This window comes from Dyella sp. BiH032 (assembly GCF_031954525.1).
Classification (GTDB): Bacteria; Pseudomonadota; Gammaproteobacteria; order Xanthomonadales; family Rhodanobacteraceae; genus Dyella_D.
The window spans coordinates 16,693-39,985 of the sequence record NZ_CP134868.1 but is presented as its reverse complement, the minus strand read 5'-3'; the positions used below and the strand labels follow the sequence as shown (position 1 = coordinate 39,985).

Here is a 23,293-nt window from a genome sequence, read left to right as displayed (position 1 = left end):
TTCGGTCCTATTGGGGCGTTTCAGTGAATTGCCGGCGTCGCGCCGGTCAGGTGCCGGCGGCCAGACGAATCAGCCGGAGAGACGAATCCCTCGTGCTCCAGCGCTTCCATCACGCGTGCGGCCCGGTTGTAGCCAATCCGCAGTACGCGCTGCAGGAGCGAGATCGAAACGTGCTTGCTCTGCCGAAGCGCGCGACGGGCATCTTCCTTCGCACCTTCGAGATCATCCGGCGCGGTCCCTGGAGCAAATGGAAGCTCCCCGTTCTCTCGCTGACGGATCGCCTGGTCGACGACCTCGCCTTCAGTCGGCCGCGGCAGGCCGAATATGGTATCCAGGGCGTCCAGCAACTCCCCGATTTCTCCTTGGAAGAGTGCGAACTGGGCGTCCAACTCGGACACTGCGTCTTGTGCCGACGTACTGTCGAGATCGCCCAGCGCCAGCTCGGTAAAGCGAATCTTGCGCAGCACCAGCGCCTCGTCGATCACGAATTCGATTCGACCCCTGAAGCAGAGGCCAAGCTGGGCGACATGCTTTCCGGCTCGCAAGTGCTCGCGAACTTCTTCCGAGTCCAAAGGCGTACGTCGGCCCTTCCAAATCGGGCCAGTCGAAGTCGCCGCGTCGCGCAGCTCACATTCGTCACCCAATGTGAAGTCCGCCGGTAGCTCGGTGCCAGCAAGCCAGTTAGTGAGGATCAGACGCACCGGATTCGTCGGCGCCAGCGGCACAGCGGGGAACGATCCGAGCGCCTCTCGAACAGACTTGAGCAAGTCTTCTGCCGACTTGCGGCTCCCTGAGTCGATGCAGGCATAGCCGCGAACGCGATCGAGCCAGGCGTAAGTGCGGTCGTGCTTAACCAAGGCCGTGGGGAGCAGCGTATCGCGCACCTCGTCACGGATCCGCCGGCGCTCACGCCCACCCAGTGGCCTGCACTCTTCCGCTTCAATCTTCAGGGCCTTCTTATCCGCTTCTCTATTCAGGATCGCGGTCGGCAGAAGGCGCGAATCTTTGCCAATGGCCAGTAGCGGGTTGCCATTGACCTGGCACAACAGCTCGCCACCGCGCGCCGGGGCTACAAAGCCACTCGTCGCCATCTCCAGCGGGCCCAGCTCGCGCAGCGCATGTTCGGGTGCAACCTCGGCGAGGCGCTTAAGATCCTGCGACACCGCGTCCGAGAAGCGAAACAAGGTTACGTTCTTCGGGTACATCGTGCCTCCATGGCAGACGTTGGGGCTGACTCAACGCCAGCCGTCGTGAATCACCGAGAAGTTGGTGTTGCTCAACGCGCGGTGCCGATTGGAGAACCGAGGCGGAATGACCACCGCGGGGCCGCGCGCTTTGCCCGTGCCCGGACGGCGCGTGTGCGCTTGCGGCTTCTCGCCGGCGGCCTGGCGGATCATCGCGAGTCGGCGTGCTTTGATGTCGTCTGAAGACATTGGCTGATTTCCCATCATCGCTACAGTTTCGAGGGCCAGCCTGGCATCGGCGCGGAGAAACGCCCCGACTGCCTCGCTGCGTTTCCGGTCGGGTTACTACTTGGGCTCCTGGAAGTATTCGGGGGCGTGCTGGCTCACGAACGCGTTAAGTCTGGCCACGGTCGCGCGCGGCACCAGGAACTTGATGCAGCTCTGGAAGAGGCGCACCTCAACGCCATAAGCGTGGCCACGGAAGCTGCGCTCGGGCACCCAGTTAGCTGCGCTCAGCTCGGCGATCAGCGCTTCCGCCTCCGCCAACGCTGCCGTGCCGCTGCCCATGGAGTCAGTCAAGGCGATGGCAGCGCCCAGCGCGAGCAGGGCGGTCGTGAGCCGACCCTGTGTCGAGGTGGTGAAGCGCGCCGGGCGCCAGTAGACGTCAACGCCTGCGTTGATCTCCAGCAGGGCACACCCCTTCATCTCCTGGTTCTTCTGGTGCTTCAGGCCGAAGGCGTGCGCGAAGCTCAGCGCGGCCTGCTTTCTTACTAGCACGTCCGCCTTGTCCTGGTAGATATCCAGCGTGTGAAGCATGACTGCGCGGCAGGAAAACTCCGGGCGCTTGTGCTCCTCCCAGCTACGCCGGAATCCGAGAAAGTGTTCGACGATCGGCCCACTGTCGATATCAAGCGAAACGCCTGCCACCGAAAGGTGCTTGGCAACAATGGCCACCACGCGACGAACGAGGTTCCGGCGCCCTTCGCTCAGCCCGTCTCCTCGACTCATCGGTGAGTAGTGCGCGGCTTTTACAGCCGTCGAGGCATCGAGCGCGCGCAGCAGGTCGTACACCATCCCTTCAATGTGCGCCCAGTCCTTGTCGAGGTCGTCCGCTCGGCGCAGCAGTTCCGCGAAGCGCGCGTCAATAGCGGGCAGGATTTCTTCAGTGCGATACATGGCGAGGTCTCGATTCGCGGAGACCAAACCGTAGGACGAGCATCACGCACGCAAAGATGAGCCCGAAAGGACAGCGTGTTGCGGAAAAAAGAAACCCGCACCGGCGTCCTACCGATGCGGGTCATGTTCCTAGCGGCCCTCCTTGGTCACACGCGCCGATTCCCTTCGCACTGATGGCGAGCCGCGTCCTGACGGCAACGACACCAGCGAACCGCGATCCATGCGGTTGCGCCTCCTATACCCTTCCTGGGTCACCCTTTGCGGGTGGCGGCTCCCTGCCACGACTCCAACCTAAGCCCGATGGGGAGCGCGTCCAAATGTGGTCGCGTTAGTGGGTGTTGATCTCAAGCAGCTTCACGATCCGCTCGATCTCGGCTGCACGCGCTTGGCGCTCGACCTCAGGATGGTGCATCACGTATTCGGTGGGCACTGCGTTGGCTCTCACCGTGTACTCGTAGCCGTCGTCACAAAGAAATCGACCACCCGAGCCGCCCTGCGTACAGTTGAACGCCGCGTAATTGCGCCAGGCCTGCACGACGAAACCCTCGGTACTATGCATGAGGAGAACGCCGAGCAGCGAAGCGACGAGTGCCGCGAGCAGAATGGGGAATGGAAAGGGGGCGGTCTGGGTGGCGGTGTTCATTAACGCTCGGACCCATCCCTACCTAACAGGGTCCATCCAATCGGCAAGTAAATGCTAATTTTACGCGCGTTCCTGCGGTTTTCCTACACCAACCTTTCTGTAGGAAAAACCTTACGCAACCTTCCGAACAAGGGTGGTGGCGTGCTGGCTGAGAAACACATTGAGGCGCTGGGCCGTTGCCTGCGGGACGAGGAACTCTACCTTGCCTTTGTAGGCCTTGATGGCGACGGGGCCGACTGGGCCGTACAGGTCGCGCACCGGCTGCCACTGGTTCTGGCGCCCCACCCGCTCCACGGCCGCTGCTTGGCTGGCCACCTGGGGGACTAGATCAGCATCCAGTTCGCCCAACACTTCGGCCATCGCAAACGCAGCCTTTGCGAGATCGTCGTGGTTGCTGTACTCCTGTCGCCGGTTGAACTTCAGGGCAATGGAGTCGAGCCACATCGAGACATTGAGCACCACCGCGCCTGCGCGCGTTGCGGGAACCTCGTCCGCCCTGAGCCGAAACGCCCCGACGAAGCGATCGGCGATCTGCTGCAGGCGCAGGGCGTCAGCATCGTGTCCGTAGAGCGCAAGCAGCGCATCAACCATGGCGCGGCAAGAGAAGTTCTCCACCGGCAACTGTTCCTCGTCGAAGAAGTCGCTGAGCAGATCCTTCGCTTCGGGTAGCTCGAGAGCTGTGCCCCCGCCGAGGGCGCGCGCGACCAGGTCAATCACGACGTCCATACATTCGCGACCGATCTTGGTCCATGCTTGCTCGAGCTTGTACAGAGTCGAATGAAAGGGTGCGAACTGGAGGGGAAGGCGGTCATAGCTGAACTCGCGCGCCTCGTGGGCCTGCGCGAACAGAACACGGTAAGCGCCGGCGGCGCGGTCGAACTCGCGCTGGATCAGGTCAGCGGTGTCGTAGAGGTGTTCGAACATGGTTTTCTCCGGCAGGGACCGGGAAATAGTCACCTTCTGGAGCGTCGCGCAAAGATCTGCGCTATCTCGTCTTCGCGACACCTTTGATGCTGTCGCCCTTCCTCTTCACCTGATCCAGCGAGTGTCCGCAGAAGTCGCAGTACCCGACGCCCCAGGCGCCGCCCGTCCACCGGTGTCGTTCGCCGACGGGCTTCCCCGTTCTCGGACTCCGTCCGCCCAGGACGCGACAGGGAATTAGGCCAACTCGCTGCATGTCTAAGGCAAGGCCAGCTGGACGGCGATCGCGACCGCACCAATCAGCAGGGCGACGGCGGCCACCTCGCGCCGTGCCCTATCCAGACCATCGTGGTAACCGGCACGATAGATCCGCTGTGATGGCGTCGAGGCCGCGTAGATCGCCAGGCTGCGTAGTGAGCGCTCAAAGGACGGCATTGGCCTCTCCCACCGCCTCGGGCAGCGCCGCTGCGGTCTCTGTCTCCTCCGCGTCGAGCGCATCCAGGACGCGTTCGCACGCGCGGACCCATGCGTCCCACGCGGTGTCGATCTCTCGGTCGGCGAACTCGATACCGTGACGCGCGAGCAGCTCGGCGGCTTGCTCCGTATCGCCGCCAGCGAACTCCTCGAGGACCCACTGCTCGAACCCTGCTTGCGCTCCGCCTGGCCCGAAGGCCTCCGCCACCGTGCGCGCGCGCTCCAGCTGCGCTTTGAGGGCCGCGAGTGCCTTGCTCTGCATGTTGATGACGTCGAGGTCTCCCATACACATCGACTCGACGCGACCGAGCAATGCGTCGACGTCAGCTCCACCCTCGTGGCCGGCGCGCTCGAGGATGGCAGATAGCCGCGCAGCGACGTCCTGCCCCAACAGCGACGTTGGGTGCAACTCCAGCGTCCGCGTGCCTGGGTCAAGCACCTCGTTCTCGACAAGCACTGACATCCCCATGATGACTCGCTCCAGCGCGCCGCGATGGTCCTCGTCGAACGCCTGCAAACGGCTCACGATCAACTGGAGCTGGTCGTTGTCGTTGTAATCGATCTGCCTTCCGTTCGTGGCTTCGCCGTCGGCCGGCGGCATCAGGTCACGCCCCAGGTGGCGGAGCATGTCCAGCAGCGCTTCCGCGACGGAAATGTCAGCTTTGGTAACGGCAGCGAGCCGCACGGTTCCTTGGATCTCTCCCACTCTAACGATCTCCTGCAGTCACGTTTCGCCCGCAAGCCCGGGGACTCAGATGTGGCTGTTGGCCACCTGCGCGTCACGATCGAGGGCCTCGTGAAGACGCACAAACTGGGGGGGCGCGTGGCCAACACCAATTGCCAACGCTCGGCGCCCGGCGGCGAGTTCGAGCTCGATGGTGCCGGCGGTACCGAATGGCGAGCCATCGGCCAGCAGGCGTGGTGTTTTGCACATCGCGCCCGCGAGGATCTCGATCTGCGCAAACGCCTGCGGTGATCGCGTGGTAGCCAGGTAGCGAATCTGGTTCAGCACGTCGCCGAGGGCTTCGAGCGATTGGATTCCCAGGTCGTCCAAAGACACCGCAGCGCGCGGTCCCATGTGTTCGCGCATCTCGGCTACCGTGAAGCCGGGCAAGACGGACTGATCCGGATTGTCGATGGCCTGAACTTGCCGATCAAAGGTGTCCACGGTCAGCCTCCATGAGAGTCGTTGCGGTGATCTACAATTGCCGGCGCGCCATCGCGCCGCGCGTCTTCGATTTGCGCCGGCGTCAGTCCTTCTTGGTACAGCGCCAGGTTGAAGTCCGCCGGCCGGCAAGGTCCGGTGCAACGCAGTGCCCAGCGGTACGCTTCGACCTTGTCGCCCTTCTCGCGCAAAACACGAGCGGCATCGAGTGCGGACAACGTGTCGCCCGCCTGCCACGACTTGGTGAACAGGGCCAGCGCCCGCGCTGGGTCACGAGGTCGAGCGATCCCCTCGACATACAGCCGTCCCGCCGCCCTCAGCATCCACTTATCCGAGATCGTTAGCGCATCCCACTCGCGAGAAGCCGCCGCGTCCGCTGCAGACAGCACGCGCTCCGTCAGCATCGCCCGGTCAATGGTGAATCGCTCGGGCCGGAAGATCACCCCGCTTCCGTCGCGACCCCGATCGCTGACCACTGCAAGGATCGCCACTTCGTTACCTTGCTGCAGCGCGCTGGCAAGCCAACGCCTTTCCTTCTCGGTGACGAGGCGCTCACTCGTGGGAGCCTTCGCCCCGGTGCTGGCCAGCGCCTCCCGCTCGGCGCGTTGCAGCGCAAGGAACGCCTCCCACGGGTCAGAGCCCTCGGGGATGGCGTTCATCGCTGCACCCAACTGCTTATCCGCTGCGCGGTTGGCAAGCAGATCGCGCAGCCCCAGCGGGTAGCTGATGGTCAGTGCGAGCGCAGCAACCACGCCACCGCCCGCGAGCCAGACTGCCAACTTGCGACTGCCGGCGCGCCGCACGCCGGCTCCTTCTGCTTCCTTTGACATGCCTTTCAACTCCTCAGATGCGCAACGGCATCACGATGTGGCGCACGCTGTTGTCGCCCGCCCCGGTGAGCAGCAGGCTGGTCGTCGCGTCGCGAAGCTGGATACGCGCGTCGTCGCCGTCGATGGCTTCAAGAGCCGCCTGCAGGTACTGGTAATTCACGCCGAACTCGATGTCGGCCAGATCGGTCTTGACGACGACTTCCTCATAGGCATCGCCCTGCGACTCGTGCGACGCGAGCAGGCGCACGGTGTCGCCTTTCAGGGAAAGACGAATCCCATGGAACTTGCTGTTCGCGAGCAGCGCGGCGCGCCGGACGGCCTCGCGCAGCACCGACGTCTCCACCACCAGATCGCCCGGATAAACCGACGGAACAACCGCCTCGTAGTTGGGGAAGGTGCCTGCGATGAGACGCGAGCACACGGTGGTCCCGTTCACCACGACACGCACATGGTTCGTCGCCGCTTCGACGGTGACGACGGTATCGTCCTCGGGCAGCACGCCAATGATCTCACCGACACCCTTGCGCGGGATAATGCCCGTGTATTCCGTGGCAGCGGGCTTGGCCAGGGTCATTTCAGCGATGGCCATGCGGTGGCCGTCGCTGGCTACGCAGCGCAGGCGATTGCCGCGCACTTCCAGCAGCATCCCGTTGAGGTAGGCGCGCACGTCGCCGCTGGCCATGGCGATGCTCACGCGGTTCATCAGGCGGCGAAGTTCCTTGCCGGATGCCTCGATCTTGACCACGTCGCCGATCTTGGGCGTCGTGGGGAATTCGGTCGCGGGCAGCGTCGCAAAGGTGTAGCGCCCACGGCCCGACGTGATGACCACCTTCTCCTTGTCCACCTTGAACGTCAGGTCATTGGCGTCCGGCAGCGCACGCACGATGTCCATCAGCTTCTTGGCCGGGACGGTGATGCTTCCATCCTCCCTGCCTTCGGTAACTTCACCGATGCTGCGAATCTCGACCTCGGTGTCGGTCGCCGTTAGACGAACGGCCTGGCCCTTCAGTTCCACCAGCACGTTCTGCAGGATCGGCATGGTCGCGCTGCGCTGTGCTGCGCCGGACACGGCGGTGAGCACGCGGAGCAAGGCGGTGCGGGAAGTGCGAAAGTGCATGGTCGTTCCTCAGTGCGTCGGTGAGCCAAACGTAGCCCGTGGCACCCGCGCCCAAACATCGGCCGCAAAGTGCACTGCCTTTGCGCTCTGGAATCTCACGATGTATTCCATGTCCGCACCCGACACTCCCCCGCTACGCCGCGCGAGGCTGTTCGTTCTGCTCATCGGCGATGGTGGCCAGGCCGAGCAACGAACCTGTGCGCAGGTAGGCAACGGCATGCGACGCCACCCGCTTGTCGCGCAGCAGCCCGCTGTGGGTCACGGGCAGGCGGATGTGCTCCTTCAGACCTGGCCATGCTGTTTCGGCGACATCTACCGTTCCGTCATTTCGCGTACCGAGACTGCCAAGCAATAGCCCAGGGCCACGGCCCCGCTCCCCGGCGATCATCACGACCTCAGCTGGGACACGTGGGTAGGGGAGCGGGATGCTGACATATCCACCGGCAACGCCGAGCAGTGCCTTGCCCGCCCGGTGCGCGCGCAACCGCTGTGCGGTCTTGCTGCCGCGAAGTGGCGTACCCAAGCAGAGCACCCCTTTTATGCGCCGGGCGACCTCCGGGCTCTGGCACGTTCCGACAGCGATGAGTCCGCCGTAGCTGTGTCCAATCAGGTGAACCCCGGCGTCCAGGTCGAGGATCGCGCGTTGAAGCCGCTGCTCCACTTCCCCGGGCCTTTCCGTGCGGCTGTAGTCGAAGCGCGCCACGCGGTAACCGCACAGCGTCAGTCGCTCGGCGAGCAATGATAGCGATGACGCAGTCCGCAGGAGACCGGGGATCAGGACAACCGTCGGGCGATGGGCTAGTGTCGGCTCAAGCATGGCTGGTTCCAAGGCTGTGTCTCGCGAGGCCATTCCCGCAGGCATCCGCCCACCCCGTGACCACCCTCGCAAGGTAGGGTCGCGTCGCAACGTTGGTCATGCAAAAGGGACGTGTTGCGCGAGGGGGTTTCCCCGGGCGAACGCAGATCAGATCGCCTGCGCTTCGGGTTCACGCGCCGGGGGCGCCTCAGGTGCCGCGCCGACGAGTGTGACGGTCACGGTCATTGGCCCCACCGAGAATTGCTGCGGCTTGCCGGGCGCGAGATCGAATGCCGCTGCGGCGTCCCACTTCAGCATGGCGGGCGTCTGGCCCTTGCACGGCTCAGCCACCGCAACCTTCGTCGTCCTGACCGGACCTGCCGTCATCGGAAGCAGCTCGACCAGCTCCGCGCTCTCCACATGTATCGCCGTCGTGAGCAATGCCCCGTTCGAACTGCCCGGGGTGACCGTCACCTTCAAACCACTGTGACCCAACCCGTCGGTCTTGGCCTGCCGCTCCCCTCGTGCTGCGCAACGAGCGACTGCGGCGAAGGGTGTGGTGAGATCCATCAACATGCTCTCGCCAACCTCGACGTGCTTGGATGCCGTCGCGATCACCTTAGCGTCGCGGGAGACCTCGACGCGCAGCTCACTAGCTAGCGCCGATGACGAAAGCAGTGCGATCAGAAGGGATGTGGTAGCAATCCGTGTGCGGCGCATGCGGCGGATCTCTTTCGTGATGGTTGGCATCAGCTTCTCCGCCAGCTCGCGGCGGCAAAGAACGAACGCGAACGGGGTACAGCGCCTGGCGCCATAAGTCGCTTCAAAGGGTGGGCGAGCCGTCGGGTTCGTTGCCTGGCAAAACCAGAATCGCAGACGCGTCGTCCAGCGCGCACTCAAGCTCCGCGATGCCCACTTCGTTGAGGGAATCACCGACAGAGCCATCGAAGGTGGCCAGCTCGTGAATGTCAGCAGGCCGCTGGTCAGGGTCCCCAAACCCACTCTGCGCGTACCACGCGATGGCAGCACGGATGGTGGCAAGCTGCATGCCGTTGATGACGACTGGCCCGCGAGGGATCAGGTCAGCGCCGGCGTCGCCCGCATGCGTGGACGAAGAGATGCCAAGCGAGGCAGCCGCAATGTCCAATGTTTCTCGGTTCGCGAGGGGCGAGCTGTCGGTCATGAACCCTTCCTTCCTTTCATTCGCCGGAGTTCAGTCCACCCCGATCCGGAGGGGTTGGCCCCAACGCCCACGAAACACAGCGCGGCGGTCCATCATCTCCCCTTCCGTCCACTTCGACGACCAGGTCACCTCTTCGTGCACAAGCTCGTCCTGCAGAGAAAACGGTGTCCACTGATCGTTGATGCGTTCCTCGCGCAACCATGTGGGCGGCACGGTGAGGTACTTCTTGAAGCCGTTGCCGGACACCGCAGCGTTATATGCCCTGGTTTCGTCGCTATCCCGCACGGGCGCGTGAATGATGCGTGTCATCACGACCAATTCCAGCGACGACTCGCGATCAATCTTGTAGTAGTCGCATGCGGACTGTGTCGTCGGTCCATTCATGGACTCAAGGAACCCAGCGACGTCGATATACGTCGAGCCCTCTTTGATCACCTTCCCGCCGTGCATGAAGAGGGTCTGCGATTCAGACTTCAGTAGCCAGGTGATCTCACGCACGAACTCCTCGCGCCGGCGCTCGCCACCAACCACGACACGCTCAACGAAGGTCTCGTTCGTCACCTTTGCGATCGGGCTGCGGGTTGTCAGCTCAGTCATGCTCATGCAGCGGCATCTCGTATGGGTTCAGGCAAAACGAAGCCGCGCAGTCGTGTGACTCGCGGCCTCGATGTCAGATCTTCAGGGAGCCGTCCATCTGTTCGAAGTCGCTGCAGAAGTCCAGCGATCCATCGTTCTTCACCACGAAGGTGTACTCGCTATCGCGGGAACCCATCGCGCGGCTGAAGAAGCCTGCCGACTGCGCACGAACCCGGCCCTTACGAGCCGACAGCACGCGACCAGCAACGATCATGAGGATCATGGTGATGAGTGTGGTCATGGCCAACTCCCGCAGCAATGAGAGCAACTGCTCTCGACGGGTTAATCATCGCGCGATCCATGACCTTGCAAACAACAGCCGCTTTCTGCGGGGCTGCCCTTACCGGGTCAGAATGAAGACCAGCAGCACAACGATCCCGATGATCGCGTATCGCTGCATTCCGCCGAGGAATCCCAGAATCTTGCTCGGCCAGCGCGCATCAAGATAGGCGACCACGCCGGCCGCAACCGCTGCCAGACCCGTCGCCATGGGCAACGCGGTAAGGGTCAGGGAGTCGAGGTTGTTGCCGTTGGACGAAGGCATCAGTCGCTGCCAGAGGAGCTGGCCCACGATCACGGCCAACCCCACGAGGACACCGAAGCCCAGCGAACGCACAACCAGGCGCGCGCTATGCGGCTGGCTCTTCGGGCGAGTCAGCGGCGACGTTGCCGAGAAGGTCGATTTCATTGCGGTCTCCACGATAGATGCGATGGAACGAGCCGGTTGTCACAAGGTTGAGCACGCCACTCAGGGGCATTGGGAACCACATGTCACAGGGGAGGGACATGCTTCATGGCGTGCTCAACCGTCTGACAACAGGCAGTCGGGGGAAGCGATCACAAGGTTAAGCACGCCGCTAGGGGTCACCCGACCCGAGGAACCGGCGAGTCGGATGATGCGTGCTCAACCTTCTGACCACTTGTTGATAAGTGACCGCCGTGCCGGCGCTCCTCTAGGGGGTGAGAGCACCGGCACAGCAGGTCTACAGGTTTCCGGTTTGCCCAACCGTCCACCAGCTCCTCGTCATTCCCTGGCGATGGAGCTGCGGGTCGCCCCACAAAAGGAATGCTAAGCCTCCGGCGCTGTCGCGGACCGGGGAAACGCCCTTATGAGTACGCCCTCTTTCCCCGCCTAGCCAAGGTCGCCCTCGTCCAAATCACCGGCGGTCTCGGCGAGGTAGTCCTCGACTGCGTCGGTAGCGGACCCCGAGTCGTCGTGGCCACCCGCGTCAAGCACTGCTACGCACTGGTCCTCGCTCCAACCCGTTCGTTCGTGCAGCACCTGGAGGAACTCGCTCCGAAACTGCTCCTTATCTTCCATTGACGCTTACCTCCCTGTTGGCCTAGATCCTGACGCGACAACGTGTGCGCCACGTCATGGAGAGCCTAAATGGAAGGTTCTGTACCGCGACCGGTAAAACGGCGCGGTTATGTGCTCACGTTTTGGTTCCGCCCCGCTTCGCGAAGGTCCGGTCCCCGGTCATGAACTGCACGCGCGCCGGCACCACCGCCACGGTCAGCCCTTCGTCCTTGTTGGCCTGGCGCAATGCCTTGCCTGCCAACGCCGCCTCCCACTCGGCCGCGTGAAACGCGCGCAGGGCCGGGGCCGAACGCAGGTCGTTCGAGCCGGCGATGACGGCGTAGCCTGGCTGCGTCCACGCAGTCGGCGGCCGCGCTCCACTGGAGTTGCCCTCGCTGTGCACTTGCACCTTCGCGATAAGCCGTTCAATCAGCTTGCGCGCCGGAGAGCTGGGCATGCACGCGAAGTTCTCGCCAAGTTGGCGGTCTAGCCATTGCAGATCGGACACGATCTCTGCCGATTCCTCGGCGCTCAGTCCCATGTGCGGCTGCTGGGCGGAGGGAACGGACGCGGGGAACGAGTGCTCCCGGACGACGCCACCCACCGCGCCTGCGGCGGCGCCACCGATGCGCGACATCACAGTCGGTACCTTTCCAATCGGCAGCGTGAGAAACACACGGCGGCCACGCGCGGTCGCCATTTCAAACTCGACGCCCACCTCACCCTCTGGAAGCTGGCCCCGCTCCGATGGCCGAATGCTATTGAGTTCGACATGGATGGGTCCCGCATCGGTCCGCGCTTGTCCTGTCATTGCCATCCTCAATCTCCTTTTGTTATCGCGAACCGCCGCGCAGACGAACCGATTGGACTGCTGCTCTGCAGAACTCATGTCCGCTGCGCGCGCCACTGAAGTCGTCTTCGATCCCAAGCTCGCGCAGCCGAGCAATCACGACTGCGCGCCAATCGATCCCCACGGCGTGGAAGTCAGTTGCCGGCTGGAACGCCCAGTCCGAAGGGCTGTTCACGCGCGCCACAAACGGAACGCGACAGATCGTGCAGGCCTTGCCGTAGACCACCATCTCGACCGGCTCTCCGGCGGAGCCGCACCAGAGTCGGCGTCCGCTCGGGTCAGAGAGATGCCAACCCATGATCTCTGTGGCCACCGCGTCGTTGAGAGCAATCACGTCCATCGCCAGGAGTCGATGCGCTTCGCTGACCGGGGCATCGGTCACCTCACTTGTAACGTGCGCCCTCGGCGCGGAGCTGCCCCAGATGATTGGTAGCAGGCCCCAGCCCAAGATCAGCGCCAGCGCGGCCACCTGCCATTGCCCCTGCGCTGGAGAGGCTGTATGCCAAAGCAACACAGCAACTGCGGCGACGAGCAGCGGTCTACGCTCGCTGCGCCAACGTCTCATGTCAGATTCCATGCGGTCTCCACCCTTGGGGATCACGGCACGTTAGGTCGTTGCTCACACAACGGAGCCCCAAAACACTCTCGTTACGCCTCAGCGTTTCGGACTAGAGGCCGGTGCGGGCAATCGCGGCAGCATCGGCCCCCTGGCCCTCTTCGTGCGCAGGGCGCGCCACAGCGTACGAAGCAAATGGAACCTGCGCGGCTTCCGCCGATTGCGGCGGAGTGACAGGCGCACAGTCCGCACGGCCCCTCCCGCGCGCTCCGCGATGACCGCGACGCCAACGGCGAAGGCAACGCCTACGAACGCGCAGGAGGCGATGGCAACTGCAGCTTTATGCGGCTGCTCGTGCCAACTGAAGGCTGCGAGGGCGAGCTTCTCACCCCACGACGCAGCAACAAGCTCCGCGACACCGCTGCCCAGCGGAGCGGCGAACACGATCAGTAGCATTGCCCATGCAGCCCGCGGCAGCGCTTCCGGACTGGGGCGGGCATTGGTAGCGCCGTACCACGACGTGGCTGCGAGCACGAGCTCAAGTAGGAAGACAAGGTGGGTGAAGAACGAGGACATGGGCTGATCCCGCCGAATAGGTCAGCCCATCGTGGTGCCCCTATTCGCGCGGTCCAAAGTCGGCCGAGTTCTGCAGGAAGGAGGAGCCGAGGGGATCAGAACAGGCCAATCCTCGGATGGAACTTGCCCCACTGCGCCTCGCACTTCGCCGGCAGCGCATCAAGCTTCGGAGCTTCCAGATCGACCTTCAACGCATCCGAGTCAACGATCTCGTAAGTAAAGAGGACGCATTGATCTTTGATGTTCGGGCTATACCCATAACCTACCCAGCCGATCTCCGACCGGAACATGTACGCGGTGAAGCTGCAGGGCGGCGGGTCACTGGGTTCCCCATCCAACCGCTTGGCATCACGGATTTCCTTGCATGCGCTGTCTTTGAACCTGACGAATACAGGGCGCCGCATCGTGCTGTCGACCTGGTAAGCGGTCACCGCGCCAACCGAGAGGATGGCCAGCAGAACCGTCAGGGCCGCCTTGGCATTGAGTTTGATCATGGAGTGCCGGTGTCGATACAGGACGAGGTTTGGAATGGTAGAGGGTCACAGTTGGAGCGTGCGAGCCTGGCTATCGCGGCGCGCGCCGCCCGAAGAAGTGCTCGTGCGCGTGCGGATAGGGCTTGAACCATTCCGCGGCCATCTCCGACGTGAGCGGATGCAGGTCCTGGACGCACGCGGTACCGATGATGCTTACTTCAACGGTGATCACGAACCATTCGCCTGACAGGTCCCGGCACAGTTGCTCCAGCACCTGCCGGCGGCTCCATGTGACATCGACCATTCGCGTAACCGCGACGACAGACTGCGCGCCCTCATACTTCCGGCCTCCAATGAAATGGTCCACCTGCTGTATCGCCTTAGCGACTTGATCAGCGCGGCGCCGGCGCCGGAATTCAGCCGCGCCCCAGGTGATCCCTACTACCGCGACCGCGGCGCCGAGCACCGTAGGCAAGACTGCGCTACTGGCCGCGACGGTTGCGCTGGCCACCAATCGCATGTCGCTGGCCGTGACACGCACGTGGGTCCCGTTCATGAGCACTCCCATCACAGTGCCTGCGATGTCATGGGCGAATGGCCGCTCGCCGAGCTCGCGAAGATCCATCGCTCGTAACCCTCCGTAGCCTGTGCGGCGCCATCGAATGCCGGCGCGTGCATCCGCTCGCCCTCCTCGAACGGATCAGCGACCTGGGCCATAGCGGTGATGGCGTCCACGCCGTGGCCAATCGCCAGCAGCACCGCCTCGGCGATGTGGTGCAGGCGCTCCTTCGTCCGATACGGCATGCCGTCGGTGACCCCGCGCAGCGCCGGAACTTTCCTGATGTCCACCACCTTCTGGTCGATGGTCGGCGTGCGGAGGCCGACGCTGTAGCGAAGTATCGAGCGGCAGTTCCCTTGCCATCCAAGGACGCGGATCTCCGCCAAGGTGAAGGTGCTACCGCCCGGTGCCGTGACCTGCAGCTCCCTGCCTGACCGATAGGTGGGTGTTAGGCTCATTGCGCTCTCCATTGCGACCAGGCCACGGTAGTGCTCCGTGGCGAAGGCCGTCGGGAGAAACCACGCCAATATCGGAGGCTGTTTCGGGAAGATGGTGTCCACTCGGGACCGGCTACGGTGGCCTGGAGTGGTTAAACCTTTGCCAGGCCGTCCCAGGGCGCGCCGTTGCGCGGTGGCCAGCCACTTATCCCCAAAGTTACCAACAGCCGCTGTGGACCGAGTGCCCAGACGTCCGGCGTGCGTCCATTGCGGACGCACGTTTCCTGTCAATCTTCCTTGGCGATGCGAGACTCAACCCACTGCCCGTATCCGAGCAGGGTTTGCTTGGAACCTACCGCCTCGCGACAAGTCGCGCGCCCGTCAACACGGTGCTCGCCATCACCGTCCGGGTTGTACTGGCCGTCGAACTGCTCAGCGGATAGGCCACGGTCTTAGCTGCCGATCGCACGCACATTCTGGCGCGTTCTGGGCATTGTCGCTCGTTGGCGTTCGACAGTCGCTGGGTCGCGTGCTCGCCGAGCGCAGCCGAACCTCGGTGGAAGGGACAGTGCACCGTATACGAGGCCTGGTGCTCGGTGTCCCGTCCGCACCTGGTCTAAACTCACGCTCGCGTTCGAGCACCCTCAGCTCAGGAGCGTCGTGAAACGCCGGTGCAAAGTGGAGTGAAGCCGCGAGCACCAGATGGACGACGGTCGTGATCATCTCGGTATCCCTACCCTTCTTTGATCAACTATCCCATTTGCGATTAATCGTAAGTGACCACCGCCATTTGCGGCGCACCCTGCGCCCACGTGGTCAGGTACGCGGCAAGCTTGGACTCCGTGCCATCGACCGGAACCGTCGCGGTGTGTCCGACAATCGAGGTACCACCACCCGTCGTGCACAGTGCGCGGGATTGCTCACCGGAAGCCGGAGCGGGCGTGCCGCAGGTCGGATTCACGATGGCGCCGACGAACGTGATGCGACCGCCAGAAGCAACTACAGGCGACGCGACGGCGGCAACCAATGCAGCGACGGCAAACGTGGCGACTGCGCGGCGACGGATTGGTGCGAACAGGTTCATAGACGGTCTCCGCTAAGGTTGTGCAACGAATGTCGCACTCGCTCGCGCGGCTCAAAGTCAGAGTGCTTTTCGTCGCCGCGCTTCGGAAATTGTCAACGGGACGGCGAAAGCATCCGCTGGCGAAACTATCCACTTTCACCTTGTGCTTTCGGGACTACAGAATCAGGCGTCCTGCGCGCCCGCGCTGCTCGGCCGCCTGGTGTGCACCACGCAACTGGGCAACGGACCATTCGACCATCCCAACGACCTGTATCTCGCGGATGGCGGCCACGCATCCCGCGACGCCGGTGCCGATGACATGGGTTGCTTCCCGTCTCAAGCAGAACCGATGGCGCGCGCCTTGGCGCTCAGTCGCTATGTCGTAGAGGAGCACGTCCAGCCAGGACTCGGAGTCGGATGCGTCGCGCGTTGGTCTAGCGCACGTACGCGCCCATCCGCTCACGCGATATCGGCGACCGCGAAAGGCAAAGATTGCCCCTACCGAGGGCGCAAGGACCGCTGCGGGGCAGCTACACATCACGCGTTGCACAGGTGCCTGACCTCGTGCAGCTTGTCGGCCGCGAAGTCCTCGAAGGCTTGCTTCCAGCGCGGCGTGTCCGCGATGCCGTCGCTTGTAGCGAGCAGGCCCTGCCACTCAGTCGCCCATTCGCCGACCTGGTCAGCGAAGAGAATCTCACTGCCGGGATCGAAGCCGGCGTGCATCGCGAACCGCGTGAGGCTCACGACTGCGCGAACGTCGAGCGTCGCCGGGGCAGATTGGAGCTTGAAAATGCCGAGCTGCATGTTGGCCTCCTGTCACATGCGTGCATCGTCCAGCGATAGCGCATCCGCAAAAGATCGAGCGCTTCCTGCGTCGACCCGACCAGTCCGAGTGCCGGGGGTCGATAGCTAGTCGTCAGCCGACGGCCGTGGACCTCACGCGCGTAGCGCTTGCTCCACCCGGTGGGCGTGCATCCGCTGCTCTGCCGCTTCGACCTTCAGACGAATGGCGCAGTAGTCGCGAACGCGGATGGTCTTTCCCTGTGCGATCCAGGAAGTGACGGTCCGACTCACTTCGTAGTGCTTCTCGTACTGCTCAAGAATCCATTCTTTCTGCTGGGGGGAGGCTTCGCGTAGCTCGATGTCAATCAACCTGCTCTCTCGATCCCAGTCTTGGTCCCTCGACTCCTCGCGCACCATGAGTATGAAAGCGGCGAAGGCCATGACCGCGAAGACGCCGACGAGTGGCCAGTCGACAAGAGGCAATCCGGAGAGCGCACCGAGCGCCGTGAGCAACGTCACCACCGCCAATGCTCCCGCGACCTTCCGGAACAACGAGGATAGGCGTTCGCCGTCAAGGCGACGCGGCCGGGGGATAGCCTTCATGTGCTCGTGCTTGAATTCGGACACTTCGGCTTCGAAAAGGCAATTGTGCTTGCTGAGATCCATGGGTGCTCCGGTGATCGTTCGAAGGTGAAGGGGTCAGCCGCGCGCTAGCGCGCGGTCGATGTGCGCGGCGTGGCGCGCCGGCTCCACTCGGAGGACATGGGCCCGGATTGCGCACACGTCACGGTTGCGCAGCAACTTGCCCTCCTCCTTGAGCCACCTCCGGACCGCGTGCTGGACCTCGTAGTGGTTCTCGTACTGCGACACGACCCATTCCTTCTCCGCAATGGTCGCTTCGCGAACCATCTCGTTTACCCGCTCCTCGCGCTCGATGATGTCGGCGTTGCGGAACCGTTCCACCGTGTGCATTCCGCCGGCGATGATCCCAGCGATGCCCAACATGACGAACGCCCAGAAATACCCGCCGCGAACTCCGTCGTCGTCTGCGTAGATGCCCACGGCGGCGAACAGCGCTGCCAGCACAGCGAGCGCCAACGTCGCCCATCCGAACCAGGACGCGACGAGCGCGCCGTTCCAGTAACGAATCTCAGGGACGCCTTCCAGTTGTTGGACCTTGAACGCGTGGACTTCGCTGTGAGCAAGACAATGGTGCTTGAACGTCATGCGGGGGACTCCGGGGGATGGGGGCCGAGAGGCCCGCGCCGGGGGCGGGGCCTGGTTGGTGTATCGGCGAATGGCGCAAGAACTATATTGCCGAGCGGAAACAGAGTCAGGCCGAGCCCGCCCGACGCCGGCGTGGGCGTTCGATCACGGTCCCGCGCCAGGTCAGCCGGACCCCTCGGAAGAACCGCCCCGCTTCTGCACCGCGCCGTGTGCGGCTGATCAACCACCGCAGCTTGTCGGACACCGGCACCGGCGTGGCGATAGTCACTTCCCAACCTGGGACGAGTCGCTCCAACGTCTCCACGACGTGTTGCTCATCGGCGAGCATCTCCTCGGTGATGTCCGGTGAGGTCGCATCGACAACCAGCACCCCCGCGCCGCTGAGAGTCCCTCCGTACTTCCGGACGAACTTCACAACGGGCCTCGCGCTGTTCTGCAGGTCGCGCAGTTCTCGGCGGACTGCGCCACGGGCTCCTTTCGGGCGAACGTGAATGCTCCCGTGGCCCTTCCCCTCCATCTTCAGACTCACCTCGTCGACATCGAACTCGACCTTGGGATGCAGCTGCAGGAGGAACAGCACGATCAGAGACGGGCCGAGCGTCACGCACCCGAGGCTTCCCACGACCATGGGCCAGAAGTGGTCCAGCCACAGCAACGGATGCGCCGTGTTAGAGGGGAACAACCAGGCAGCAAGATAGACCCAGGCGATAGATGCCAGCAGGCCCATCCATCGCTTCACCCAGTAGAACCGTGCCGACCAACGGATGCGTCTGGCCGCGCCGGTCGGCGAGGGGCGCTTGATCAGCACCGCCCAGAGGAGCAAAAGGGCGATCGGTGCTACCAATGCCGTCACAATCAGCAGCGTTGTGATGTCCGTCCACTGTGCCGGCGTGATCAAGCGACCTCCGTCGCCAGCACAGCGCGCTCGCTCGGTTTGTGAGGAACACCGCCGAACGCCAAGCGGTCCGACAACTCGCGAAGCGTCGCTTCCTCAATGTCGCTACCCATCTCGATGCTCGGAAACGTCACGCGAAGGAACCGGCGGCGCTTGTCCGCCAGCGACAGACTCGCATAGGTCACCCCCTCGAAGATGGTCAGCTCGCCGGCGACGAAATCTCGAAGAGCAGTGAAGCGCTGCTGGCCATCGAGCAGCAGTCCTGCCCCAGGCGTCCGCACCGCCTCGCGATCCCAGTCCCAGCTCGTCGAAACGTAGGACCCGGTACCCAGCCCGAGAAAGATGCCTTCGATGAAGCGGCGCTTGCGATCCATGTTCCAGCACTCAGGACGCTGCCAGCTCGGCAGGACCATGCCGAAGAGGCCGCGCTCACCTTCGCGCAGGTGGGTGGCCGCCTGCATCGCGACGATGTGTTCGATGCTGTAGCTGCGATCGCAGCCGTAGAGGATCGGTGCAGGGAGGGTGGTGTCGATCTGGATCATGCTTGTGCCTTATGCAGGTTGATGTCGATGGAATGGCCGATACAGCGTGGCGGCTCCATCAGCCATACAACGGATGGTGATTGACGCAAGCGGGGTACTACCGGCAGGTGCGCCGGTTTCACTTCGTCCCTGAAGGACTGCATGGAATGCTTCGTGGACACACTGGTTGTCCCCTGCCTCTTCCTTCCGTCCATGCCAGACAACCCCGTCATGCCCTCGTGATGAGGGCAATGTCGCACACGGCGCACCGCGCCAAAGACGCGATCAGTTCTGCGAGCCAGGCAGCGCCAGCATCCGCTCGACCGCTTCCAAGCGCCCGGTGTCGAACATATGCATCATCGACAGGAGGTAGATCGCTGTGCCTGGCCACTGATTGATCTTCCAGTACGCGCGCAGCGCATTCGCCACGACCACGGGGTAGCCTGCGAGCTTGGCGCGAGCACGGCGCCAGTCCGCAGCATCGCGAGATCGCCCTTCTCGCTCCGCCCGTTCCCAGGACTGCGCGCGGGCCGCCATGACGTCGTCAGCGGACTCCTGCTCGGCCGCAACCTGAGTAGCGAACAGGGGGAGCGACTCTCGCTCCTGCCGCTGCTTCCGTTCGAGCGCCGCGCGCTTGCGCGGCGTATCACTGAAGGCGAAGCGATCGCGCCGCTTAAACCGCATCGGCGACCTCGAATTGCTCAGCGATCACGGACAGCGCAATGGCATGCCGGCGACGAGCCAGCAGCAGTCGTTTGAGCGAACGCGACACCGCTTCGTCCAGACGGTCGTATTCCTGCTCCGCGGCCTGATGAGACAGGTCGCGTTTCACCTTCATGTCCAGCAGCGACCGCGAGGCCCGCCCCATCGCGGCCGAAAGCTGGTCGTGCTCGCGCTGGGCTGAGTCCAGCTCACGAGCGGCGAAGATCAACTCGCGCGCCGCGCCCAGCACCTCCAGCAGCTCGTTCGCCGCCGAGGGCCGGTTCTCCGCGTAGCAGTCACGCGACGCCAGTCGGATGCCGCCGATCACGTCCACCGTGCGGTGCATGGTCATGTCCGGTTCTTTCACTACCGCGAGGGCACCGCCCGGCTGGTAGTACTCACGGGCGCATGCGTTGTTGCGCATTGCCCTGCACTCCACTTGGTGCGGGCCATCAAAGCGACCGCAGTCCGGGTGTGCGCAGGAACGACAACCGTGCGGGTCCGGAAGGGGCAGCGTGGCGGTGTTGGTCGCGTCGGTCATGGTTCCCTCGTCAGGTGGCTGAGTGCGTGGCTACGTCGCCAGCATGTGCCCGGTGAGGGGCAGGAGAAGATGCGCGCGGAACTGCAGTGGCGGGCTCGCCGCTAAGGCTGCGCGCAGCCAGGTCCCGGCAAAGGCGTGTCGAAGTGCAGCGCGTTCTTGGATTCCTGCTTGATGCGCACCTTCTCCATCACCTCCGGCCGCGTGATGCGAGCGAGTTCCGTCTCGCCAGCGGCATCCATGTCGAGACCCGCCACGGTGGCAAAGGCGGCAAGCGTCACCATGACGCCACCCATCTCCTGCGACGGCTCGCCCACCGGGCGCCCGTAGACGTATTCCACGAGGGTCGCCACGCGGTGCCTGTCGTAGCCGTGGGCTTGAAGCAGCTCAAGCACCTCCTCGAGAAGCCTGTCACCGCGTTCAACCATGTTGTTGTACTGCGACGGACGGAAGCACTTGGCCAACCAGTGCGCCACGCGGGTCTGGTATTTCTGCATCACTGGCGCGACGCCGGCGGAGACGAACCGCGCCAGCACACTAAGGAACCTGCCTTCCTCCGACAGGTCGTCTTGGTGGACGTCGCATTCGGTGTTATCCGGACCGCTGAGATGGAACATCGCGGGATCGCTGAGCCAGCGACAAGCTGCCCAAAGGCCTTGGGGGAGATCCCCGCTTTCATGGGCCCGCGTCGTGGAACGGTTGGAGTCGGCCATGGCGTTAGCCTCAGTGGAGTCGCAAGTCACCCCGATGCTGGCACCACGGTCGCGCCGAAAAAGTTCGGCCACCTTTTGGCGTCGAGGGTTCAGTCCGTTGCGACCGTCGCGAGCTTCCGCGCCAGGTGGCGCACGTTGGGGAATAAGGTGCGGCGAGACTCAGGCTTCGCAACCGTTCGAATCTTTCCGGTCGCGACTTCAGGCGCCCGGGGCTGCTCGACAAGCAATCGCTCTTTGCTGTTGCCGTACGAGAGAAAGTCGAGATACCACGGCGGCGGCTCGCCCGCGCCGGACCAGGTGAGCAGGGGCAACGTCGGATGGCGGTACTTCGGCGGGCGACGTCCGGTATGAACAATCTCAGGCAGGACTTCTTCTGCGGAGAGGCCCTGCTGCCGGATCATCAGGAAGATCTCCTGACGCAACTTCGAGCGCCGCTCGGCCAGTACCTGGCGCTTCCTGCTTCTCGCCTCGCGGACGACTGCCTCGAGCTCGCCTTCCGTGCAACCCGTGAGGTCGGCGTCGGATATCTGAGCGCCGGCGTTCTGTGCAGCGCATTCCTGGTTAGTTCTTCCGTTCACCTGTAGCTCCATGAGCGCGGCCGCCAAAAGCGAGGGCGGCGCGCTCTTTTTCGGCCCTCCGCCGGCGTTCTTGAATTCCCATGCCCCGAACGGTACCGACCCAAAGGTCAGAAGCCTGATCGCTCAAGTCGATATGCGATGTAGACGGCACCGTCCTTTACGCCAAAGCGCGGAACCATGACCGGCAAGGGACCCACCGCGACTGCCTTGTAGCCAGCGGGTGCGCGGAAGTGCTCGTCGAGCATCTCCTGCAGACTCATCGGGACTGCATCGCCCTGGTAGGTGTCTACCGCACCGGCCTTGACGCACTTGGGCGCGCCTGAAGACGCATTGCCCGGGAAGGTCTCGCCCTTGCGGCACGTGTACCAGCGGTGAGGCTCGGAAGCCTTTGCCGGCACCTCGACGTAGCCATCCCACGCAGCCTGGGCGCTAACCAGTCCGCTGGCGACGAGGCTAATAGCCAAGATCGCACCCAGTGTGTGTTTCTTCATCTTTTGCTCCGCTCAAGAATTGGTATCGGCGACAACCACTGCGCTCGCCTCCCCCACTTTCGCTCGGTCCCCAACCAGCCGAGCGGCGAAAGGCCATCGTTGGACCATGGGGTTTTTCTCGCCGTTCGCCTGCCGCCAGCTAACCATGGCCTTGGCGCCGCCGCTCCCCCGTGTCCCAACGCGCGACCACGTGCGAGCATTCGCTGCAGACCCCCGCCGCTGCGGTCCTGTCGAGGCGGAGCCACGCGCACGGCTGTCCCGAGTCCTCGTTACAGCAAGCTCGCAGATCGTGGCAGCCACATCCGATGCAGACGGCCAGGGCAAATGAATCCAAGCCGGGGCTCATGCAGAGCGCTCATCGAGCATGGCGATCAGCCGGCGCTTCGCTCCCGTCTTCGTGTCGCCGAGGCGGACGTCGCCAACCTCGCGAGCAACAACGACCCAGTAGTCTCCGGCCTCATCGCTGCGCGGCTCGATCACCTGGCGGCGTCCGTTGTGCCCGAAGGCAAACGCCTTTCGAGGTGCCGTCGTCATGCGGCAGCTCCCAAGGGCACCAGCTCGCCCATCCTGTCCTCCAGGATCGCAAGGCACGCGCGCGCGGCCGCAAGGCACAGCCACTTGCCATGCCAGAACACCACGCTCGCCAGACCCTTGTCCGCCGCCGAATCAATCCGCTCCTGCAGCACGCGGCTCATGGCCTGAAGACGACGCAGGGGCGTGTTGATCCCCCACTCCGGCGCCATCCGGTTCTCCTGAGCCCTCAGCACGGTCGCGGCGTGCTTGCGCGCCTGGCGCAGCGCCACTTCCATCAGCCTTTCCGCATTCATCCCGTCATCCTCGCGTCCCAGGGGCGAACCCTTACGCTCCGGCCGGGCGGCGCGCGGCAAAGATGGCGCTGGTTCTACA

At 63.9% G+C, this 23,293-nt stretch carries 35 protein-coding genes; all 35 read right to left on the bottom strand.

Going from position 1 to position 23,293, the window contains the following annotated elements; translation table 11 throughout:
• Positions 1-20 precede the first annotated feature (20 nt).
• The 35 genes from RKE25_RS22325 to RKE25_RS22155 all read right to left on the bottom strand — a co-directional run bounded on the left by RKE25_RS22325 (position 21) and on the right by RKE25_RS22155 (position 23,196).
• The gene (locus RKE25_RS22325) at positions 21-1,205 is read right to left on the bottom strand and encodes a recombination-associated protein RdgC (protein WP_311842602.1); all 1,185 of its coding nucleotides are present in this window, start codon (positions 1,203-1,205) and stop codon (positions 21-23) included.
• A 30-nt stretch (positions 1,206-1,235) separates the two neighbouring features.
• Positions 1,236-1,433, bottom strand: a complete 198-nt coding sequence (locus RKE25_RS22320) for a hypothetical protein (RefSeq protein WP_311842601.1) — start codon at positions 1,431-1,433, stop codon at positions 1,236-1,238.
• 96 nt (positions 1,434-1,529) lie between these two features.
• Positions 1,530-2,360 (bottom strand): hypothetical protein, encoded by an 831-nt coding sequence (locus RKE25_RS22315; protein ID WP_311842600.1) that lies wholly within the window; start codon positions 2,358-2,360, stop codon positions 1,530-1,532.
• A 328-nt stretch (positions 2,361-2,688) separates the two neighbouring features.
• Positions 2,689-3,003, bottom strand: a complete 315-nt coding sequence (locus RKE25_RS22310; RefSeq protein WP_311842599.1) for a hypothetical protein — start codon at positions 3,001-3,003, stop codon at positions 2,689-2,691.
• Positions 3,004-3,114: 111 nt separating this feature from the next.
• Positions 3,115-3,927, bottom strand: coding sequence for a hypothetical protein (locus RKE25_RS22305; RefSeq protein WP_311842598.1), 813 nt, complete (start codon positions 3,925-3,927; stop codon positions 3,115-3,117).
• 255 nt (positions 3,928-4,182) lie between these two features.
• Complete coding sequence (locus RKE25_RS22300; protein WP_311842597.1) at positions 4,183-4,359, bottom strand: hypothetical protein; 177 nt, start codon at positions 4,357-4,359, stop codon at positions 4,183-4,185.
• A complete protein-coding gene (locus tag RKE25_RS22295) occupies positions 4,346-5,104 on the bottom strand; it encodes a hypothetical protein (RefSeq protein ID WP_311842596.1) in 759 nt (252 codons plus the stop codon). The genes RKE25_RS22300 and RKE25_RS22295 overlap by 14 nt, the downstream gene beginning before the upstream one ends.
• A gap of 45 nt (positions 5,105-5,149) precedes the next feature.
• Positions 5,150-5,566 (bottom strand): hypothetical protein, encoded by a 417-nt coding sequence (locus tag RKE25_RS22290; RefSeq protein ID WP_311842595.1) that lies wholly within the window; start codon positions 5,564-5,566, stop codon positions 5,150-5,152.
• 2 nt (positions 5,567-5,568) lie between these two features.
• Positions 5,569-6,393: a hypothetical protein gene (locus tag RKE25_RS22285; protein ID WP_311842594.1), complete on the bottom strand. Its 825-nt coding sequence runs from the start codon at positions 6,391-6,393 to the stop codon at positions 5,569-5,571.
• Between the two features lie 13 nt (positions 6,394-6,406).
• Positions 6,407-7,510, bottom strand: a complete 1,104-nt coding sequence (gene dnaN / locus RKE25_RS22280; protein WP_311842593.1) for a DNA polymerase III subunit beta — start codon at positions 7,508-7,510, stop codon at positions 6,407-6,409.
• A gap of 133 nt (positions 7,511-7,643) precedes the next feature.
• A complete protein-coding gene (locus RKE25_RS22275; RefSeq protein ID WP_311842592.1) occupies positions 7,644-8,327 on the bottom strand; it encodes an alpha/beta fold hydrolase in 684 nt (227 codons plus the stop codon).
• Between the two features lie 147 nt (positions 8,328-8,474).
• On the bottom strand, positions 8,475-9,056 hold the full coding sequence (locus RKE25_RS22270) for a hypothetical protein (RefSeq protein WP_311842591.1): 582 nt from the start codon (positions 9,054-9,056) through the stop codon (positions 8,475-8,477).
• A 73-nt stretch (positions 9,057-9,129) separates the two neighbouring features.
• On the bottom strand, positions 9,130-9,489 hold the full coding sequence (locus RKE25_RS22265) for a hypothetical protein (protein ID WP_311842590.1): 360 nt from the start codon (positions 9,487-9,489) through the stop codon (positions 9,130-9,132).
• Positions 9,490-9,519: 30 nt separating this feature from the next.
• A complete protein-coding gene (locus RKE25_RS22260; protein ID WP_311842589.1) occupies positions 9,520-10,092 on the bottom strand; it encodes a hypothetical protein in 573 nt (190 codons plus the stop codon).
• Between the two features lie 67 nt (positions 10,093-10,159).
• Entirely contained in the window at positions 10,160-10,366 is a 207-nt protein-coding gene (locus tag RKE25_RS22255; protein ID WP_311842588.1) for a hypothetical protein, read from the bottom strand.
• Between the two features lie 99 nt (positions 10,367-10,465).
• Positions 10,466-10,813 carry a hypothetical protein gene (locus RKE25_RS22250; protein ID WP_311842587.1) on the bottom strand — a complete coding sequence of 116 codons (348 nt, stop codon included), beginning with the start codon at positions 10,811-10,813 and terminating at the stop codon, positions 10,466-10,468.
• Positions 10,814-11,561: 748 nt separating this feature from the next.
• Positions 11,562-12,242: a hypothetical protein gene (locus RKE25_RS22245; protein ID WP_311842586.1), complete on the bottom strand. Its 681-nt coding sequence runs from the start codon at positions 12,240-12,242 to the stop codon at positions 11,562-11,564.
• A gap of 16 nt (positions 12,243-12,258) precedes the next feature.
• A complete protein-coding gene (locus RKE25_RS22240; RefSeq protein ID WP_311842585.1) occupies positions 12,259-12,840 on the bottom strand; it encodes a hypothetical protein in 582 nt (193 codons plus the stop codon).
• Positions 12,841-12,930: 90 nt separating this feature from the next.
• Positions 12,931-13,407 (bottom strand): hypothetical protein, encoded by a 477-nt coding sequence (locus RKE25_RS22235; RefSeq protein ID WP_311842584.1) that lies wholly within the window; start codon positions 13,405-13,407, stop codon positions 12,931-12,933.
• A 95-nt stretch (positions 13,408-13,502) separates the two neighbouring features.
• The gene (locus RKE25_RS22230) at positions 13,503-13,901 is read right to left on the bottom strand and encodes a hypothetical protein (RefSeq protein WP_311842583.1); all 399 of its coding nucleotides are present in this window, start codon (positions 13,899-13,901) and stop codon (positions 13,503-13,505) included.
• Between the two features lie 70 nt (positions 13,902-13,971).
• Positions 13,972-14,436, bottom strand: coding sequence for a hypothetical protein (locus RKE25_RS22225; RefSeq protein ID WP_311842582.1), 465 nt, complete (start codon positions 14,434-14,436; stop codon positions 13,972-13,974).
• A gap of 11 nt (positions 14,437-14,447) precedes the next feature.
• Positions 14,448-14,897 (bottom strand): hypothetical protein, encoded by a 450-nt coding sequence (locus tag RKE25_RS22220; protein WP_311842581.1) that lies wholly within the window; start codon positions 14,895-14,897, stop codon positions 14,448-14,450.
• 745 nt (positions 14,898-15,642) lie between these two features.
• Complete coding sequence (locus RKE25_RS22215) at positions 15,643-15,960, bottom strand: hypothetical protein (protein WP_311842580.1); 318 nt, start codon at positions 15,958-15,960, stop codon at positions 15,643-15,645.
• Positions 15,961-16,476: 516 nt separating this feature from the next.
• A complete protein-coding gene (locus RKE25_RS22210) occupies positions 16,477-16,743 on the bottom strand; it encodes a hypothetical protein (protein ID WP_311842579.1) in 267 nt (88 codons plus the stop codon).
• A 132-nt stretch (positions 16,744-16,875) separates the two neighbouring features.
• On the bottom strand, positions 16,876-17,388 hold the full coding sequence (locus RKE25_RS22205; RefSeq protein ID WP_311842578.1) for a hypothetical protein: 513 nt from the start codon (positions 17,386-17,388) through the stop codon (positions 16,876-16,878).
• Positions 17,389-17,421: 33 nt separating this feature from the next.
• A complete protein-coding gene (locus RKE25_RS22200; RefSeq protein ID WP_311842577.1) occupies positions 17,422-17,949 on the bottom strand; it encodes a hypothetical protein in 528 nt (175 codons plus the stop codon).
• Between the two features lie 106 nt (positions 17,950-18,055).
• Positions 18,056-18,847: a hypothetical protein gene (locus tag RKE25_RS22195; protein ID WP_311842576.1), complete on the bottom strand. Its 792-nt coding sequence runs from the start codon at positions 18,845-18,847 to the stop codon at positions 18,056-18,058.
• Positions 18,844-19,386, bottom strand: a complete 543-nt coding sequence (locus tag RKE25_RS22190; RefSeq protein ID WP_311842575.1) for a DUF262 domain-containing protein — start codon at positions 19,384-19,386, stop codon at positions 18,844-18,846. The genes RKE25_RS22195 and RKE25_RS22190 overlap by 4 nt, the downstream gene beginning before the upstream one ends.
• A 264-nt stretch (positions 19,387-19,650) precedes the next feature.
• Positions 19,651-20,049 carry a hypothetical protein gene (locus tag RKE25_RS22185; protein WP_311842574.1) on the bottom strand — a complete coding sequence of 133 codons (399 nt, stop codon included), beginning with the start codon at positions 20,047-20,049 and terminating at the stop codon, positions 19,651-19,653.
• Positions 20,039-20,608: a hypothetical protein gene (locus RKE25_RS22180; protein WP_311842573.1), complete on the bottom strand. Its 570-nt coding sequence runs from the start codon at positions 20,606-20,608 to the stop codon at positions 20,039-20,041. The genes RKE25_RS22185 and RKE25_RS22180 overlap by 11 nt, the downstream gene beginning before the upstream one ends.
• Positions 20,609-20,709: 101 nt before the next feature.
• A complete protein-coding gene (locus RKE25_RS22175; RefSeq protein ID WP_311842572.1) occupies positions 20,710-21,318 on the bottom strand; it encodes a hypothetical protein in 609 nt (202 codons plus the stop codon).
• A gap of 89 nt (positions 21,319-21,407) precedes the next feature.
• Complete coding sequence (locus RKE25_RS22170) at positions 21,408-21,908, bottom strand: H-NS histone family protein (protein ID WP_311842571.1); 501 nt, start codon at positions 21,906-21,908, stop codon at positions 21,408-21,410.
• Between the two features lie 95 nt (positions 21,909-22,003).
• Positions 22,004-22,387: a hypothetical protein gene (locus RKE25_RS22165; RefSeq protein ID WP_311842570.1), complete on the bottom strand. Its 384-nt coding sequence runs from the start codon at positions 22,385-22,387 to the stop codon at positions 22,004-22,006.
• Positions 22,388-22,729: 342 nt separating this feature from the next.
• Positions 22,730-22,921 (bottom strand): hypothetical protein, encoded by a 192-nt coding sequence (locus tag RKE25_RS22160; protein WP_311842569.1) that lies wholly within the window; start codon positions 22,919-22,921, stop codon positions 22,730-22,732.
• Positions 22,918-23,196: a hypothetical protein gene (locus tag RKE25_RS22155; protein WP_311842568.1), complete on the bottom strand. Its 279-nt coding sequence runs from the start codon at positions 23,194-23,196 to the stop codon at positions 22,918-22,920. The genes RKE25_RS22160 and RKE25_RS22155 overlap by 4 nt, the downstream gene beginning before the upstream one ends.
• Between the last annotated feature and the right edge of the window lie 97 nt (positions 23,197-23,293).